Source organism: Streptomyces sp. NBC_01788 (genome assembly GCF_035917575.1).
Classification (GTDB): domain Bacteria; phylum Actinomycetota; class Actinomycetes; order Streptomycetales; family Streptomycetaceae; genus Streptomyces.
The window spans coordinates 7,253,327-7,270,120 of the sequence record NZ_CP109090.1; the positions used below are offsets into that span (position 1 = coordinate 7,253,327).

Here is a 16,794-nt window from a genome sequence, read left to right on the forward strand (position 1 = left end):
GGTGCTCGCGCACCGGAGCCGCCGGGGGATCACTTCTCGAAGACCTGGAACTCAGCGGCCCGGACGTTGAACGCCGCCGGGGAACCGGTGGCGCAGTCCGTCACGTTGTTCGGGTCGTTGTCCTGCTTGCCCGCGTAGGCCGGGTTGCCCACGCACTGGTTGGTGATCGTCTCGATACGCAGGTCGGTGGCCGAGGTCGCCGGGATGTCGAAGCTGCGCATGACGAGGTCGGGAGCCGCCGGGCGCGGCTTCGGGGCGTCGAAGGCGTCCTTCGCGCTGAGGTAGACGACGTGGAACTGCTTGGGCTGGGAGCAGTCGACGGTCGCGGTGCGGGTGCAGGCCGAGACCTCGAACTGACGCAGCGCCGAGAAGCGGCTCTGGCTGCCGGTGTCGCCGCCGGGGTCCCTGCTGTCCGTCGGCCGGTTGATGGCGCTGACCTGGATGCGGCGCACCTTGGTCGGTCCGTCGACGGCCAGGTGGACGTTGACGCCCTTGCCGGTCACCGAGGTGCCCGTCTTGTCACCGACGTACGCCCAGTTGGTGCCCTCGTCGTCGTCGATGAGCCTGGCCGCGTTGTACCCGTCGCCGGTCGCGGTGGCGCCGGCCGCCGCCGAGGCGAGGTTGGGCTGCATCTTCACCTTGACGGTCTGCTTGGAGGCGTCGTCGACCTGGAAGTCGAAGCGCGTCAGACCGTAGCCCGGGGCGACCGCGATGGCGTCGTAGTGCCCCTTGGTGAACAGCGCCTTCTTGTCGAGGTCGGACGTGGTGCCGGCGATCGGCGTGGTCCGGGCGCTGAACTTGCCGATGTAGACCCGGGCGTTGGGGATCTCGTCGCCGCCGTTGACCACCTTGAAGGTGAGGTTGCCGTTGACGCCGGTCGGGGTGGCGAAGTCCGCGTGCGGCCGGGTGTCGCTGGTCGAGGTGGCGGTGGCGTCGATGCCCATGCCGCGCTTGGCGAACGCGCCCCACATGACGTCGAGGTCGGCGCCGTGGTGGCGGATCTTGTCCGCGGCGAGCATCGCGTCACGGGCGTCGATCATGGTGATCTTGCCCGTGCCCATCAGCAGGTACGAGTCGAACATCAGCTGGACCCAGCGCCGGCCGCCGCCGCAGTCGTCGACCGACGTCTTGCCGGCCGCGCACGAGGCGAGCACCTTCTTGGCCGGCTCGCCGTACTTGCCGACGAGCGCCTGACGCACCTCGTACTGCACGGCGTTCCAGATCTCGCCGTCGGAGTGCACCTCCGGACCGCCCATGTCGTAGCCGAAGTTGGAGTAGTTGAGCGGGCTCCTGTCGATGGCGAAGTTGCGGATGCCGCGCTCGTTGTTGTCGGTCACGTACGGGCCGACCACCCACGGGTCCACGCCGTCCGGGACCGCGCCGGTCTCGATCAGCCGCTCGGTGGCGACCAGGTCGCTCCAGGACTCGCCCATCGAGCCGGCGTGCGTGCCGGAGAGGCCGGAGGTGCCCCCGCCGACCATGCGGTTGGTGATGGCGTGGGTGTACTCGTGGCCGATGACGGAGGCGTCGAAGTCGCCGTCGGCGCAGCGCCCGTAGAAGGCCCCGGCCTGCGGCTGCCACAGGTACATGTTGGTCAGCGCCACACCGCCGTCGACGCCGGTGCTCTGGTTGGCGTTGTTGCGGGTGGCGGGGTTGCTGCCGCCGGAGCGGGCCACGCCCATCTCCGGATCGCCGCCCTTGCCGCCCAGGTCGTAGTTGTCGTGCTGCATGTTCCACGTCTTCTCGGTGAACCCGAGGTGGTACGAGAAGTCGTGCATCACGTTGTGCTGGGCGAACAGGTTGCCGATCGCCGCGTCGCGGTCCGGCTTCGCGGGGTCGGTCAGCACCTTCGGGTCGCAGCCGGTGGCGTGCCAGGCGTCGGTGTAGGAGTAGTCGTAGGCCCGGTCGGCCCGTACGTCCGGGGTGATGCCGAGCCAGTTGCGCCCGTTGGCCGTCAGACCGTCGCTGGCGAAGGCGTTGGCCCCCAGCGTGGTGCCCAGTTTGTAGGAGCCGCCGTAGGTGCCGCCGCCCTCACCGGAGGCGATGTCCCAGGCATGGTGCGGAGTGCCGGGGGCGGAGTCGCTCATGACGCGGTCGCAGCCCGGAGCGGCGGTCCAGCACCAGGTCTCGCGGGTGTCGGCGGAGGAGTCGTTCAGCGGGGGAGAGAAGGGGAAGACCTTCCATTGCGGGTTGCCGTCGTGGCCGTCGGCGACCCCGTCCTCGACCAGGGACCGACGGGCCAGCACCTCGCCGGTACGGGCGTCGACGACGCTGTCGTAAAGCTCCGGCTCCTCGCCGGCCGCACCGGCCTGCACCTGGTAGGCCGAGCGGACGGTGCCGTCGGGGTCGGCGATCACGACGGGGCGTACGAGCTGCGGTCCGGACAGTCCCGAAGCCTCGAACTTGCGCCACTTGTCGGTACTGTCCGTCGCGGACAGCTTGCCGGGCGCCAGGGCCACGTCGGCCAGTGCGGCCTTGATGGCGTCCTGCTCCGACAGGGTCGCCGGCTTCGGTGCGCCGGTGACCGGGGCCAGTGCGCCGGAGACGCTGACCACGGTGCCGTCGACGACACCGACGGAGATCTGGCCGTCCCGGGCGAACGGTTTGCCGTCCACCTCCTGGGCGAGCAGCACCGCGGCACCCTTGCCGATCGGGGTGCTCGACACCAGCCTGAGGTCGTCGACCTGGGCGGCGGGGATGCCGAACAGGTCGGCGTTGGCCTTCAGATAGGCGCGGGCGGTCTGCTCGGGCTTGGTCGGCAGCCCCTTCGCCAGGGCGGTGCCGTCGCCCTCCGGCACGACCGTGGTCGGGGTGCCGTACCGGCTCCAGCTCACCCGGGCGTCGGCCTTGGCCGCAGCGCCTCTGGCCCTGGCCGACGGGGCTCTGTCGGCGCCCGGCAGGTCCTTGTCGGGTTTGCCGTGGTGGTGGGCGCCGGTCATCCCCGAACCGGATCCCGAGGACGGCGGTTGCGCCGGGCCCGGGTCGGCGCCGGCGGTCGGTGTCTGTATCACCGCGACGATGCAGGCCGTGGCCAGCGCCAGGACGGTTCGCCGTGCACGTGTGGAGCGTGTGGAGTAAGTGCGCACTCGTACCCCTCTCCTCAAGAAGGGCCGGACAGGGATTGCCCGTCCGGCACCCGCGGAGAGTGGCACGCGGCGTGATGCGACCGGAATGATCGCGCATGGCGGAAACATGACAATGCACAGTTCCGCCACAGGTTGCTCCCGAGTGCTCCACGGTGGACCGTGCCGTTCCGCCCGTCTCAAGCCGCGCCGAACGCCGCGAAAGCCCACCCCGTCGCCTGGTGGGTCGCGTCGCCCGGGAGGGCGGTGCGCGCGTCGCGCAGTGCCTCGGCCAGGGACAGGCCGGCGTCCAGGCCCTTGTGCAGGCCGAGCATCAGGGGGACCACCGCCTCGTCGTTGACGGGGGCACTGCACGCCACCACCCCGGCGGTGCCCAGCGGCAGCAACGCCGTGACCAGGCCGAGCAGTTCGTCGGCGCCGACCGAGGCGAAGCGGGCGGTGTCGCAGCAGGACAGGATGATCCGGTACGGGCTGCGGTCCAGGCGCTCGAAGTCGTGCACGATCAGCGGTCCGTCGGCCATCGTCAGCGACGAGAACAGCGGGCTGTCCGCGCGGAAGGTGCCGTGCGCGGCGATGTGCGCGAGTGCGGCCCCGTCCAACTCCCGCAGGACCCGGGACACATGCGCGTCGTCCTCCTCCAGCACGGTCGGCGCGCCGTAGCGGTCGGCGAGCTCGGGCACCTCCGCGCCCCCGGTCGCAAGACCCGGCCCGCGTACCAGCACCCGGCGGCCCCCCGGCGGCGGTTCGGTCTCGTGGGCGCGCAGCCAACTGCTCGCCGACGGCGACACGCTCAGCACCCGCTCCCGCAACGACGGCAGCAGCGCCCACGGCACCCGGTGCAGCGATCCCGGCGGCACCACCACGACAGGCCCGGAGCCCAGTTGGCGGGCGACGGGTCCGAGCAGCAGCTCCTCCAGACGGCGCCCCGCCGCCTCCACCAGCGGCAGCCGGGCTGCCGCCCCCGGGTGGGCCAGCCGCCGCAGTCCCGCCTGCACGTGCTCTGCCTCGGTCACCGCGTCCGCGAGCCGCCCGGCCTCGAAGCGCCGTACCCGCCCCTGCCCGCACAGCAGCACGTGCACCCGCCCGTCCAGCACGGCCAGTTCGACCAACCGCGTGTCCCCGAGCCGCGCCAGCAGCCGGCCGGGGTCGAACCGGTCGCCGCCACCGGGCGCCTCGCCGCGCAGGCGCAGGGTGCGCGAGCGGATCTCCCGTTCCAGGCGCCGCTGTTCGCGTTCCAGGGCGGGCACCGGATGGCCGTCCTGGCGGGCGTCCTGCGCACGGGCGGCGATCTCGCGGAAGGCGGTCAGCCCGCTGAGCAGGGCCGGGTCGGCGGGCGGCCGGGTGGGCGGCGCGGACAGCACGGTGGCCCGCCAGCGCTCGCTCCACACGAGCAGCCGCCGCGGCTCACCGGAGGCGAGCGCCGCCTCCTGGGCCAGCGCGGCCAGTTCGGCGCCCTGCGCGGTCGCCCGGGCCCGCAACTCCGAGGCGCCCAGCGTCATCCGGTGGTCGTCGAGCACGTCGAGCCCGCGCCGGCACGCCTCGAGAACGCCGCGGCGGGAGCCCGCCGCCCGCGCCCGCAGCGCCTGCGCCGCCCAGCCCGTCATCCGGGCGAGCGGCGGCCCGCCGTACCGGCTGCGCGCGGCGACCGCGAGGTGGCTCTCGGCGTCCGCGGGACGGCCCAGGGCGAGCGCGATCCTGCCCGCAAGCAGCGACGCCTCCGGCGCGGCCGGCGAGCCGAAGGAGGCCAGCCGTCCGGCCACCGCCGCGGCGTCCGCGACCAGCCGCCCCGAGCGGCGCCCGTCGGCCACCCGCGCCTCGATCAGCACCAGCCGTGCGTGCGTCTCCCACCAGGCACGCCGCTGCCCCGCGAACAGCCGCACGGCAAGCGCCGCGCGCGCGGTCGCCGTGTGCGGGTCGTCCGCGAGACGCGCGGCCCGCGCCGCGGCCAGCAGCAGCTCCGCCTTGCGGGTCGACTGCCCGCCGATACCGTCCAGTTCGGCGATCGCCGCGTCCGCCCCGGCCAGCGCCTCGGGGGCGAGACCGGCCGCCATCAGGACCTCGCAGCGCCGTACCTCCAGCATGAACGTCGGCGTGCCGAGCTCGGCGTACCGCTCCTCGGCCTCGTCGAGGAGCCGCAGCGCGGCCGGGATGTCGCCCTGCCGGAACGCCGCCAGGCCCCGGCTCTCCACGGCGTCGGCCTTGTCGTGCTCCTGGCCGGTGGTGTCCCACAGCGCCTGAGCCGCGGTGAAGTCGGCGTCCGCGCGCTCCACCGCGCCCAGCGCCAGGTGCACGGTGGCCCGCAGCGTCAGCGCCCGTGCCGTCCAGATCACGTCACCGGCCTGCCGCAGTACGGGAATCGCCCGCCGTACGTCCTCCAGCGCCTCACGATGGCGGCCCAGCACCCACCACACGTACGCCCGCCGGAACAGCACCCGCGCCCGGGTGTGGCCCGTCCCGCGCGCGACCCCGCGCTCGAACGCCGCGAGGCCCTGCCGTGTACGCCCCGCGTGCACCAACGCAACCCCCAGCGTGGCCAGTACGTCGGCCTCCCGCTCGGCCGAGTCGGCGCGCGCCGCCAGGTCCCGGGCCCGCCGCAGATGCCGCAGGGCCAGGCGTGTGTCGCCGAAGTCCCGCTGCCAGATGCCGATCACCTGGTGCGCCACGGATCCGTGCAGCGGCGGCGGAGCGGACTCCAGCAGCCCGCGGGCCCGCGCCAGGGCCTCGCCGGGCGCGGCGAACACCATGGGCAGCAGTTCGAGGACCGAGTCGCTTCCCGCTGTCACCCGTTGGATGGTAGTGGCCTGATGAGGCCCCTGGAACCGGCGCACACCCGCCGACGCTGTATCAGACGGGGGCCGCACGGCTCAGACTGACGATCGACGTACCAACGGGAGGGCACGCCATGGCACCTCAGCGATTCCGCGAGCAGTTCGCCCAGATCCAGCGCTCGATGCCGGACGTGCCGCTGGCGATGGGCCCGGACGACGCGGCCGAGTTCTGCTACGAGAAGGGCGTCGTCCTCGCCCGCGACGGCGAGGAGGCCCGGCTGGTCGAGGACACCGTCCGCGCGCACTTCGCGGCGGCGCCCGATCTGACCGCGGACCGTGTGCGCCGGGCGGGCCCGGAGACCAACCGCACCGGAGTCACCCGTATCCAGGTCGGTGACCCGGGCCGCGGCGACCGCGGCGGCGACCTCGCCGTCACGCACGCGCTGCGTGCCCTGCGCGAGCCGGAGGGCAGGACCGGACGGCGGCTGGTCAGCCGTAACCACGTGGTGTCGATCGCGTCGGTCAACGCCTGCCCCGGCGACGAGCCGGTGCCCGCCCCGTTCGCCGAGGGCCCCAACCCGGCGCCCGCCGAGTCCGCCTACGACGAGGACACCGCCGTCGGCGTCCTCGTCGTCGACACCGGCCTCATGCACGACTACCGCTGGGTCCCGACGCTGGCCCACGTCCAGGGCGACGCGCAGGAGCGGGAGACCGACGACGCGGGCGTCCTCCAGCAGTACGTCGGCCACGGCACGTTCATCGCCGGGCTGGTCGCGGCCGTCGCCCCGAACACCGACATCACCGTGCGCGGCACCCTCAACGACGCCGGCGCCATCCTGGAGTCCGATTTCGGCCACCGGCTGTTCGAAGCCGTCGACGCGGGCGGCTGGCCCGACATCCTCAGCCTCTCCGCGGGCACCCCCAACGGCCGCACCGACGGCCTGCTCGGGGTGGACGCCTTCATGCGGGAACTGCGCGGCAGAGGAACCCTGCTGGTCGCGGCCGCCGGCAACAACGGCAGCGGCACCCCGTTCTGGCCCGCGGCCTACGCCGGCCTGCCCGGCTTCGCCGAGTCCGTGCTGTCGGTCGGCGCCCTGCGCGGTGACGGCGAGTACGGCGCCTGCTTCAGCAACCACGGCGCCTGGGTGCGGGTGTACGCCCCCGGCGAGCGGCTGACCAGCGCCCTCACCGGCTTCGAGACGCCGGTGCCGTACGTCTACCAGCACTCCTCCTACGAGGCCTGCCGGTTCGGCTTCGCCTACGCCTGCACCTGCCAGTCACCGCGGCACACCGGAGTGCTCAGCGAGGCCGGGCAGAGCACTCCGGCGCAGGCGGACCGGGCCGTGTTCGAGGGCTTCGCGCAGTGGAGCGGCACCTCCTTCGCCACTCCGGTGGCCGCGGGCATGATCGCGGCGCACATGACCGCGCACAAGGAGCCCGACCCGCGTGCGGCCCGGCGTCAGCTGCTCCAGGCGAACACCGAGTACGCGGAAGTGCGCGGGGCGCACGTCCCGGCGCTGCGTCCGCCCACCTGGCGCCCGGTCCCCGTGACCCGGCTCGCCCCGTCGGCATGAGGTCCGGAACCCTCCCCTCCACGGCGTACGATGACATGCCGTATCCGAGGGGTGAGTCAGTGGAACGCGCAGAGGTCGGCGTGCTCGTCCGGTCCGCCGTCGACGGTGACGCGGCGGCCTGGAAAGCACTGGTGGAGGGGATGAGTCCCCTGGTGTGGTCGGTGGTGCGCGCGCACCGGCTCTCGGACGCCGACGGGCACGAGGTCTACCAGACCGTGTGGTTCCGCTTCGCCCAGCACCTCGGGCGGATCCGCGAACCCGAGAAGGCCGGCTCGTGGCTGGCGAGCACGGCCCGCAACGAGTGCCTGAAGACGCTCAGGAGCCTGAGCCGGCTGACGGTGACGAGCGATCCGCAACTCCTTGACCGCGTCAGCGAGGACCGCACGCCCGAGCAGTCGCTGCTCGACTCCGAGGAGGCCGCCGCACAGAGCGAGCGGGTCCGCAGACTGTGGCAGGAGTTCGAGAACCTCGGCGACCGCTGCCGCCAGTTGCTGCGGGTGCTGATCGCCTCGCCGCCGCCCAGCTACCAGGAGGTGTCAGCGGCCCTCGGCGTCGCCGTGGGCAGCATCGGACCACTGCGTCAGCGCTGTCTGAGGCGCCTGCGCGCACGACTCGACGCACGGGGGACAGTGTGAGCGGCAACATGCGAGACGACGACGGCACCGGCGACGGACTCCCCGCCCAGGACGGGACGTTCGACGAGGAAGAGATGGCCGCGGGGCTGCTGGAGGAGGAGTTGCGGCAGGCCGTCGCGATCCTCGACCCGGTGCCCCACGACCTGCGTCAACTCGCCGTCGAGGCATTCGCGCTGCGCGACCTCGACGCCCGGATCGCTGAGCTGACCTTCGACTCGCTGGTCGACGCCATTCCGGTCCGGGGCGCGACGGACACACCGCGGATGCTGACCTTCCAGGCCGGTGAGCTGACCGTGGACGTCGAGGTCACCGGGGACGGGCTGATGGGGCAGGTGCTGCCGCCGCAGCAGGCCCGGATCGAGGTACTGGCGGGCCCGCGGCGGCAGGGACCCGCGCTCACCGCCGACGAACTGGGCCGGTTCACCGGTGACGCACCGCCCGCCGGCCCGTTCGCGCTGCGGCTGCGCGCGGGCGCCGAGGTCGTCGTCACGGAGTGGCTGCGGGCGTGACCGGGACTGTGTCGCCCGACCGAGCCCGCACCGCGTGACGTGCCGGAGCGCTCCCGCCGGATTCAGCGGCCCAGACCGTCGACCAGGGCGGCCAGCGCCCCGGCCAGCCGGTCGAGCCCCGGACCCGCGGGGCCGCCCGGCTCGGTCATGTACGTGTCCCGCCGGATCTCCACCATCAGGGCGCCGACGCGGGCGTCCTCGCCGTGGAACTCCAGCGGTACGTAAGCGCCGCTGAACGGGCTGTCCAGTCCCGTCTCGCCGCAGCCCGCGAACGCCGCACGCGCGAGCCCGGTCAGCTCGGGCGACGTGTGGAAGGAGTCGGTGCCCAGGCACACGGGCGGCCGCGGGCCCTCGCCGTGCAGTTCGTAGGGGAGCGCGGCGCCGGGGTAGGAGTGCACGTCGATGATCACGGCACGCCCGGTGGCGGCCAGCCGGTCGGCGACGGCCTTCGTCATCGCCTCGGCGTACGGCCGGAAGTACCGCTCGATCAGCGGCTCCGGGTCGGTGTCCGAAGGCCGCAGGACCTCTCGGTGCGTGGTCCGCGTGTACACCGCGCCCATCCCGACGGCGAGCATCTCCTCCCGCTCGTCCGGGAACCGCTCCGGGTCCACCACCAGCCGCGACAGCCGGTTGACGAACCGCCACGGCGTCAGCCCCGCCAGCCCGGCCGCCGCCTCGGCGATCCGGTCGGTGTACGCGTCGGTGATGTGGTCCAGCTCCCGCTCCAGCTCGGCGTCGTCCAGCACGATCCCGGCCCGGACAACGGCCGGTATCGCCCGTGCCGCGTGCGGCACGTGCAGGATCACCGGCGACTCGGCGGCGCCTGGCAGCAGTTCGAAGGACGGCGGGGTGTCGTGCATGGGGCTGTTCCTGTCTCTCTTCGCGTCGCCACACGGATCTCGGCGCCATGGCACCACTGATCCTGCCGCACCCCACTGACGCGGCTCAGCCGGCCTCCAGCAGCTCCCGGACCAGCCCTCCCACCTGCTCCGTCTCGATCAGGAAGCCGTCGTGGCCGTACGGCGACTCGATCACCCGGAGCCGGTCGGCGCCCGGGAGGCTGTCGGCCAACTCGGCCTGCTGGGCGAGCGGGTAGAGGCGGTCGGAGTCGACCCCGGCCACCAGCGTGGGGGCGGTCACCCGGCGCAGGGCGGCGCGCACACCGCCCCGGGCACGGCCGGCGTCATGGGCGTTCATCGCCTCGGTCAGCACGACGTAGCTGGCCGCGTCGAACCGCCGCACCAGCTTGCCCGCGTGGTGGTCGAGGTAGGACTCCACCTGGTAGCGGCCGCCGTGCCACGGCTGCTCCGCACCCTGCGGCGAGCGGCCGAAACGCAGCTGGAGTTCGGGCTCGCTGCGGTAGGTGACATGGGCCAGCCGGCGGGCGAGACCCAGACCGGCGTGCGGTCCGCGGCCGGTGTCGTGGTAGTCGCCGCCGCGCCAATGCGGATCGCTGCGGATGGCCTGCACCTGGACGTTCGCCCAGGCGATCTGCTCCGCGCTCGCCGCCGCCGTCGTGGCGAGCAGCAGCAGGGCACCCGTGCGCTCCGGGTACGACACCGCCCACTCCAAGGCCCGCATCCCGCCCATCGAGCCGCCGGCCACCAGGGCCCACCTCTCGACGCCGAGCGCGTCCGCCAGGCCCTGTTCGGCCGCCACCTGGTCCCGCGGGGTCAGGAACGGGAAGGCCCCGCCCCAGCACCGCTCGCCGTCGGGCCGCGGCGAGGCCGGTCCCGTACTGCCCTGGCAGCCGCCCAGCACGTTCGGCGCCACGACGAACCACCGGTCGGTGTCCAGCGCCCGGCCCGGCCCGACCAGCCCCTCCCACCAGCCCGGCGTGGGATGACCGGGCCCGGCCGGCCCGGTGACATGACTGTCACCGGTGAGCGCGTGCAGCACCAGCACCGCGTTGGAGCCGTCCGGGGCCAGGCGGCCCCACGTCTCGAACGCCAGCCGCGCGTCCGGGAGTTCACCCCCCGCCTCCAGCGGCAGCGGCCTGCGCGGCACGTGCCACCGACGGTGCCCCGGCGGGTCCCCCGCCCGCCAGGCCCCGGAGGCCGGCGGGCGGGGGAGCGCGTCCGCGGGGAAGGCGAGCACGCTGTTCAGGACGCCGCCTTGGCCGCGCGGAAACCGGCCTCCAGATCGGCCTTGAGGTCCACGACGCTCTCGATGCCGACCGACAGCCGCACCAGGCCCGGCGCGGCCCCGGTCGCCGCCAACTGCTCCTCGTCCAGCTGGCTGTGCGTGGTCGACGCCGGGTGGATGATCAAACTCCGCACGTCGCCGATGTTGGCGAGATGGCTGAACAGCTCCACCCCGTCCACGAACCGCTTGCCCGCCTCGACCCCGTCGCGCAGCTCGAAGGACACCACCGCGCCCGCGCCCCGCGGCAGATACCTGCGCCCCGCCTCGTACCAGGGGCTGGAGGGAAGGCCCGCGTAGTGCACCGCCGACACCTCGTCGCGCCGCTCCAGCCACTCCGCGAGGGCCTGCGCGTTGGCGGAGTGCCGCTCGATGCGCAGGCTCAGCGTCTCCACGCCCTGGAGCAGCAGGAACGCCGAGTGCGGGGACAGCGCGGGGCCCAGGTCGCGCAGCAGCTGCACCCGCAGCTTGGCGGCGAACGCGCCGGGCCCGAGCGCCGGCCAGTAGCGCAGGCCGTGGTAGCTCGGGTCGGGCTCGGTGAAGTCCGGGAAGCGGTCGGCGTGCGCGCCGAAGTCGAAGGTGCCGCCGTCCACCACGACCCCCGCGATCGCGGTGCCGTGCCCGCCGAGGAACTTGGTCGCCGAGTGCACCACGACGTCCGCGCCGTGCTCGATCGGGCGCAGCAGGTAGGGCGTGGGCACCGTGTTGTCCACGATCAGCGGCACGCCCGCCGCGTGCGCCACGTCGGCGACCGCGCGCACGTCCAGCACGTTGCCGCGCGGATTGCCCAGCGTCTCCGCGAACAGCGCCTTGGTGTTGGGGCGGATCGCCGCCCGCCAGGCGTCCGGGTCGTCGGGGTCGTCCACGAACGACACCTCGATGCCGAACTTCGGCAGGGTGTGCCGGAACAGGTTGTAGGTGCCGCCGTACAGCGACGTACTGGAGACGACGTGGTCGCCGGCGCGCGCGACCGTCAGCAGCGCGAGCGTCTCCGCTGCCTGCCCGGAGGACAGCGCCACCGCGGCGACCCCGCCCTCGAGCGCCGCGATCCGCTGCTCGAAGACGTCCTGGGTGGGGTTGTGGATGCGGGTGTAGATGTTGCCGGGTTCGGCGAGCGAGAACAGGTCGGCGGCGTGCCGGGTGTCCCGGAAGACGAACGAGGTGGTCTGGTAGATCGGCGTCGCCCGCGCGCCGGTCGCCGGATCGGGCGTGGCCCCGGCGTGGACCTGCCTGGTCTCGAACGACCAGGCGGAGGTGTCGGGTCCGGCGGGCGCCTCGTCGGGCGTGTGACCGGCGGTGACGGCGTCGATGGGCTGCGTGGGGTCGCTCATGGTGCTCCTCGTACGGAGTGCGATGGCGCGGGAGGTCACGGATGTGCCGCAGGTCCCGGGCGCCGGGCGCGACGCCCGGAGTGCCGGTGGGCGTCCCAGGGCATGCGGGAACGCGTGAGGGACCTGCGAGAGGAAGGGGAAAGTTTGCCTGTCAGCTTCGGGGCATGTCAGCCGGCGAGGCGACAACCCGTGCTGGTGACACGTCCGTAGTCGACGTGGCGGCGGCTCACGAGCGCGATCATGCGATCCAGGTAAGCACAGGGCCCCGCGGCGCACCAGCACCGGAGCGGGGATGACACGCAGCCGTCACAAAAGGGCTCCGCCCCGGCCGGCGGAGTGCCGGTCGGGGCGGAGCGGTGAGGACCCACCGGGCCCGGCGAGGTGCCGGGGCCCGGGTCGGCTCAGAAGGCGGCCAGAGCCTCGTTCCAGGTGGCCGAGGGGCGCATGACCTCGGCGGCCTTGGCCGGGTCGGGCTGGTAGTAGCCGCCGATCTCGGCCGGCTTGCCCTGGACGGCGACCAGCTCCTCGACGATCTTCTGCTCGTTGGCGGCGAGGGTCTCGGCGAGCGGCGCGAACGCCTTCGCCAGACCGGCGTCGTCGGTCTGCTGCGCCAGCTCCTGCGCCCAGTACAGGGACAGGTAGAAGTGGCTGCCGCGGTTGTCGATGCCGCCGACACGACGGGTCGGGGACTTGTCCTCGTTGAGGAAGGTCGCCGTGGCCCGGTCGAGGGTGTCGGCGAGCACCTTGGCGCGGGCGTTGCCGGTGACCTCGGCGTACTGCTCCAGGGACGGAACCAGGGCGAAGAACTCGCCCAGGGAGTCCCAGCGCAGGTAGTCCTCCTTGACGAGCTGCTGCACGTGCTTCGGCGCGGAGCCGCCGGCGCCCGTCTCGAACAGGCCGCCGCCCGCCATCAGCGGGACCACGGAGAGCATCTTGGCGCTGGTGCCCAGCTCCAGGATCGGGAACAGGTCGGTGAGGTAGTCGCGCAGCACGTTGCCGGTGACCGAGATGGTGTTCTCACCGCGGCGGATGCGCTCCACCGACAGCTTCGTCGCCTCGACCGGGGACAGGATCTTGATGTCCAGGCCCTGGGTGTCGTGCTCCGGCAGGTACTGCTCGACCTTGGCGATCAGGTTGGCGTCGTGGGCGCGGCCCTCGTCCAGCCAGAACACGGCCGGGTCGCCGGTGGCGCGGGCGCGGGTGACGGCCAGCTTCACCCAGTCCTTGATCGGGGCGTCCTTGGTCTGGCAGGCGCGGAAGATGTCACCGGCCGAGACGGTCAGCTCCAGCACGGCGTCGCCGGTCTGGTCGACCAGGCGGACGGTGCCGGTGACCGGGATCTCGAACGTCTTGTCGTGGCTGCCGTACTCCTCGGCCTTCTGCGCCATCAGGCCCACGTTCGGGACCGAGCCCATCGTCGACGGGTCGTAGGCGCCGTGGGCGCGGCAGTCGTCGATCACGGCCTGGTAGACGCCCGCGTAGCTGGAGTCCGGGATGACCGCGAGGGTGTCGTGCTCCTGGCCGTCCGGGCCCCACATGTGGCCGGAGGTGCGGATCATGGCGGGCATGGAGGCGTCGACGATCACGTCGGAGGGGACGTGCAGGTTGGTGATGCCCTTGTCGGAGTCGACCATGGCCAGCTCAGGACCCTCGGCGAGCTCGGCGTCGAAGGAGGCCTTGATCGCGGCGCCCTCGGGGAGGTTCTCCAGGCCCTTGTAGATGCCGCCCAGACCGTCGTTCGGGGTCAGGCCGGCCGCGGCGAACGCCTCGCCGTACTGCGCGAACGTCTTCGGGAAGAAGGCGCGCACCACGTGACCGAAGACGATCGGGTCGGAGACCTTCATCATCGTGGCCTTCAGGTGCACGGAGAACAGGACGCCCTCCTGCTTGGCGCGGGCGACCTGCGCGGTCAGGAACTCGCGCAGCGCGGCGACGCGCATCACGGAGGCGTCCACGACCTCGCCCTTGAGGACGGGCACGGACTCGCGCAGCACGGTGGTGGAGCCGTCGTCACCCTTCAGCTCGATGCGCAGCGCGCCGTCCTCGGCGATCACCACGGACTTCTCGGTGGAGCGGAAGTCGTCGACGCCCATGGTCGCCACATCGGTCTTGGACTCGGCGGTCCAGGCGCCCATGCGGTGCGGGTGGGTCTTGGCGTAGTTCTTCACCGAGGCGGGGGCGCGGCGGTCGGAGTTGCCCTCGCGCAGCACCGGGTTCACCGCGGAACCCTTGACCTTGTCGTAACGGGCGCGGATCTCGCGCTCCTCGTCGGTCTTCGGGTCGTCCGGGTAGTCCGGCAGCGCGTAGCCCTGGCCCTGGAGCTCGGCGACCGCGGCCTTGAGCTGAGGGATCGACGCCGAGATGTTCGGCAGTTTGATGATGTTGGCCTCGGGCGTCTTGGCGAGCTCGCCCAGCTCGGTCAGCGCGTCCGGGATCCGCTGCTCCTCGGCGAGGTACTCCGGGAACACGGCGATGATGCGTCCGGCCAGCGAGATGTCACGCGTCTCCACCGCGACACCCGCCTGCGAGGCGTACGCCTGGACCACCGGCAGGAAGGAATACGTCGCCAGGGCCGGGGCCTCGTCAGTGTGTGTGTAGATGATGGTCGAGTCAGTCACCGGGTGCTCCGCTCCACGTCTGCAACATTGCTCGACATCAAGATATCTCGTGACGGTCCCCGACTCGACAGGGGTCCGCCCCGGATCGGGAGCGCGGGCTCACTTGTCGCGGGAGGGAATGCCCGGCCGTCCCCGGAGGACGGGCTCAGTCGTCCGCGAACGAGCCGTGCCGTCCCGCACCGGCGGCGAACCGGGTCGCTCCCCGGAGACCCTCGGCCAGTACGCCCATGCCGTGCCGGAGTTCCCCGCGCAGGGCCGACGACTCGTCCAGGGATTCCTGCTCCAGGACCGAGGCGCGGTCCGCGCGCAGGCAGGCCTGGGGGAAGGCGGCGAGCCGGGCGGCCAGCGACTCGGCCTCCGCGCGGGCACGGCCCGTGGGTACGAGCCGGTTCACCAGGCCCGTCTCGTACGCCTCGCGGGCGGGGACCGGGCGCCCGGTGAGGATCATGTCCATGGCGCGGCTGGTGCCTATCAGCCGGGGCAGCCGTACCGTGCCGCCGTCGATCAGCGGCACGCCCCAGCGACGGCAGAACACACCTAACACGGCGTCCTCCTCCGCCACCCGCAGATCGCACCAGAGCGCCAGTTCCAGTCCGCCCGCCACGGCATGCCCGGCCACCGCCGCGATCACCGGCTTGGACAGCCGCATCCGGGTCGGCCCCATCGGCCCGTCGCCGTCCTCCGCGACCCGGTTGCCCCGTTCGCTCCCGGCCGCCTTCAGGTCCGCGCCCGAGCAGAACGTGCCGCCCTCGCCCCACAGCACGGCCACTCTGGCCTCATCGTCGGACTCGAACCGGCGGAAGGCGTCGGCGAGTTCGCCGGCGGTCGGGCCGTCCACCGCGTTCCGGACGCCGGGCCGGGACAGGACGACCGTGGTGACGTACCCCTGGCGCTCGATCCGGACCGGCATGGCGTCGACCTCCTGCTGCGTGCTGGGACGGGCAGGTTACTCCCGGGTCACCTCGCACGCGAGACGCACGGGAGGCACTCGGGAGACTGGCGTACGGGAGCCGGAGCCGCGGGGAGGGGAGAGGTCAGATGACCCTCAGCCGGACCAGTGCCCCCAGCATGAGTGCCCCCGGCAGCAGCGGCAGCCAGACGGTGATGATCCGGTAGGCCACCACCACCGCCGTGACGACCGCGACCGGTCCGCCCGCCGCCACCAGCGCCACGACGAGCGCCGCCTCCACCGAACCGATCCCGCCGGGCGTGGGCACCAGCGCGACCGCCGTGGTGGCCGCCAGATACGCCAGCGCCATGTGCACGGACGGCACCGGCAGCGCCAGCGCCCGTCCCACCGCGACCAGGGAGATCGCCTGAAGTGCCGGGAAGGCCAGCGAGCCGCCCCACAGCGCGAGCGCCCGCGCGGGACGCGCGTGCACCGACCGCGCCTCGCTCAGCGCCGTGCGCACGAACGAGGCCACCGCCGCGCGCAGCCGCCGTACGCACAACGCCACCCCGGTCGCGGCGACCAGGACCCCGCCCACGGTGTACAGCAGCGGACCGGCCATGCCCGAGGGCAGCAGGCCGCCGAGCCGCAGCGCGTCCGGGAACGCGAGCAGCAGCGCGGCGAGCAGGGCCAGCCGGGCGATGCTCTCCGCGAGCATGTACAGCGCGAGCGCGGCGGAGGACCGGGCCAGGGAGACCCCGCACACCGTCAGGAACCGCAGGTTCACCGCGCTCGCCCCGAGCCCCGTCGGCAGCAGATGGTTGGCCGCGCCGGCCGCGAACTGGGTGGCGAGCAGCCGCCGTCTCGGCAACCGCTGCACGACCGCGCCTTGCCGGGTCACGGCCGCAGCGACCCAGGTCAGACAGGTCGTGCCGACCGCGGCCAGCAGCCACGGCCACTCGGCGGTCCGCAGGTGCGCGAAGCCCTCGGCCAGCACCGACCGGTGCCGCACCGCGGCCACCGCCACCAGCAGCACCGGCAGCAGGCACAGCACCTGGCGCACGGGCAGGCGCCGCGGAAGCCTTCCTGGCCGCGGATCGGGGAGTTCGACCGCTGTCGCATCCGGGGTCACATCCGGAGAGGTTCCCCCTGCCGCGTCAACGCCGGGTGGCGGAACCGGGGACGGCGCCTTACGAGCGGGAAGCGGGTGGGCAGGCGGAGCCTTCGGGGTGTGCACATTTGACC

Annotated in this window: 11 protein-coding genes; 3 read left to right on the plus strand and 8 right to left on the minus strand. The window is 73.2% G+C overall.

Annotated elements, in window-relative coordinates; translation table 11 throughout:
* Positions 1-29: 29 nt before the first annotated feature.
* Positions 30-2,939: a M36 family metallopeptidase gene (locus tag OIE49_RS32345; protein WP_326805385.1), complete on the minus strand. Its 2,910-nt coding sequence runs from the start codon at positions 2,937-2,939 to the stop codon at positions 30-32.
* Positions 2,940-3,262: 323 nt separating this feature from the next.
* Positions 3,263-5,827, minus strand: a complete 2,565-nt coding sequence (locus tag OIE49_RS32350; protein WP_326806384.1) for a CHAT domain-containing protein — start codon at positions 5,825-5,827, stop codon at positions 3,263-3,265.
* A gap of 158 nt (positions 5,828-5,985) precedes the next feature.
* Between OIE49_RS32350 and OIE49_RS32355 the strand changes: the two genes are divergently transcribed.
* From OIE49_RS32355 to OIE49_RS32365, 3 genes are read left to right on the plus strand one after another with little or no spacing between them, the layout of a single operon-like run.
* Positions 5,986-7,425 carry a S8/S53 family peptidase gene (locus OIE49_RS32355; RefSeq protein ID WP_326805386.1) on the plus strand — a complete coding sequence of 480 codons (1,440 nt, stop codon included), beginning with the start codon at positions 5,986-5,988 and terminating at the stop codon, positions 7,423-7,425.
* The gene (locus OIE49_RS32360) at positions 7,422-8,060 is read left to right on the plus strand and encodes an RNA polymerase sigma factor (protein WP_100570153.1); all 639 of its coding nucleotides are present in this window, start codon (positions 7,422-7,424) and stop codon (positions 8,058-8,060) included. Before OIE49_RS32355 ends, OIE49_RS32360 begins: the two co-directional genes overlap by 4 nt.
* 8 nt (positions 8,061-8,068) lie before the next feature.
* Complete coding sequence (locus OIE49_RS32365) at positions 8,069-8,569, plus strand: hypothetical protein (RefSeq protein ID WP_401742040.1); 501 nt, start codon at positions 8,069-8,071, stop codon at positions 8,567-8,569.
* Positions 8,570-8,631: 62 nt separating this feature from the next.
* Here the strand turns inward: OIE49_RS32365 and OIE49_RS32370 are convergent, their stop codons facing one another.
* The 6 genes from OIE49_RS32370 to OIE49_RS32395 all read right to left on the minus strand — a co-directional run bounded on the left by OIE49_RS32370 (position 8,632) and on the right by OIE49_RS32395 (position 16,618).
* The gene (locus tag OIE49_RS32370) at positions 8,632-9,429 is read right to left on the minus strand and encodes an N-formylglutamate amidohydrolase (protein WP_326805387.1); all 798 of its coding nucleotides are present in this window, start codon (positions 9,427-9,429) and stop codon (positions 8,632-8,634) included.
* 85 nt (positions 9,430-9,514) lie between these two features.
* Positions 9,515-10,666, minus strand: coding sequence for a homoserine O-acetyltransferase MetX (metX, locus tag OIE49_RS32375; protein ID WP_402504177.1), 1,152 nt, complete (start codon positions 10,664-10,666; stop codon positions 9,515-9,517).
* A 5-nt stretch (positions 10,667-10,671) separates the two neighbouring features.
* Positions 10,672-12,042, minus strand: a complete 1,371-nt coding sequence (locus OIE49_RS32380; protein ID WP_326805388.1) for a bifunctional o-acetylhomoserine/o-acetylserine sulfhydrylase — start codon at positions 12,040-12,042, stop codon at positions 10,672-10,674.
* 401 nt (positions 12,043-12,443) lie between these two features.
* A complete protein-coding gene (locus OIE49_RS32385) occupies positions 12,444-14,660 on the minus strand; it encodes an NADP-dependent isocitrate dehydrogenase (RefSeq protein WP_326805389.1) in 2,217 nt (738 codons plus the stop codon).
* A 145-nt stretch (positions 14,661-14,805) separates the two neighbouring features.
* Positions 14,806-15,570, minus strand: coding sequence for a crotonase/enoyl-CoA hydratase family protein (locus OIE49_RS32390; RefSeq protein WP_326805390.1), 765 nt, complete (start codon positions 15,568-15,570; stop codon positions 14,806-14,808).
* 124 nt (positions 15,571-15,694) lie between these two features.
* Positions 15,695-16,618: a lysylphosphatidylglycerol synthase transmembrane domain-containing protein gene (locus OIE49_RS32395; RefSeq protein WP_401846051.1), complete on the minus strand. Its 924-nt coding sequence runs from the start codon at positions 16,616-16,618 to the stop codon at positions 15,695-15,697.
* Between the last annotated feature and the right edge of the window lie 176 nt (positions 16,619-16,794).

What these genes read in the sequence shown, in the direction of transcription:
- OIE49_RS32360 (WP_100570153.1), top strand. Translation starts at nt 7,422, where the DNA reads ATGAGGTCCGGAACCCTCCCCTCCACGGCGTACGATGACATGCCGTAT.
- OIE49_RS32390 (WP_326805390.1), bottom strand. Translation starts at nt 15,570, where the DNA reads ATGCCGGTCCGGATCGAGCGCCAGGGGTACGTCACCACGGTCGTCCTG.
- OIE49_RS32345 (WP_326805385.1), bottom strand. Translation starts at nt 2,939, where the DNA reads ATGACCGGCGCCCACCACCACGGCAAACCCGACAAGGACCTGCCGGGC.
- OIE49_RS32370 (WP_326805387.1), bottom strand. Translation starts at nt 9,429, where the DNA reads ATGCACGACACCCCGCCGTCCTTCGAACTGCTGCCAGGCGCCGCCGAG.
- OIE49_RS32350 (WP_326806384.1), bottom strand. Translation starts at nt 5,827, where the DNA reads ATGGTGTTCGCCGCGCCCGGCGAGGCCCTGGCGCGGGCCCGCGGGCTG.
- OIE49_RS32355 (WP_326805386.1), top strand. Translation starts at nt 5,986, where the DNA reads ATGGCACCTCAGCGATTCCGCGAGCAGTTCGCCCAGATCCAGCGCTCG.
- OIE49_RS32365 (WP_401742040.1), top strand. Translation starts at nt 8,069, where the DNA reads ATGCGAGACGACGACGGCACCGGCGACGGACTCCCCGCCCAGGACGGG.
- OIE49_RS32380 (WP_326805388.1), bottom strand. Translation starts at nt 12,042, where the DNA reads ATGAGCGACCCCACGCAGCCCATCGACGCCGTCACCGCCGGTCACACG.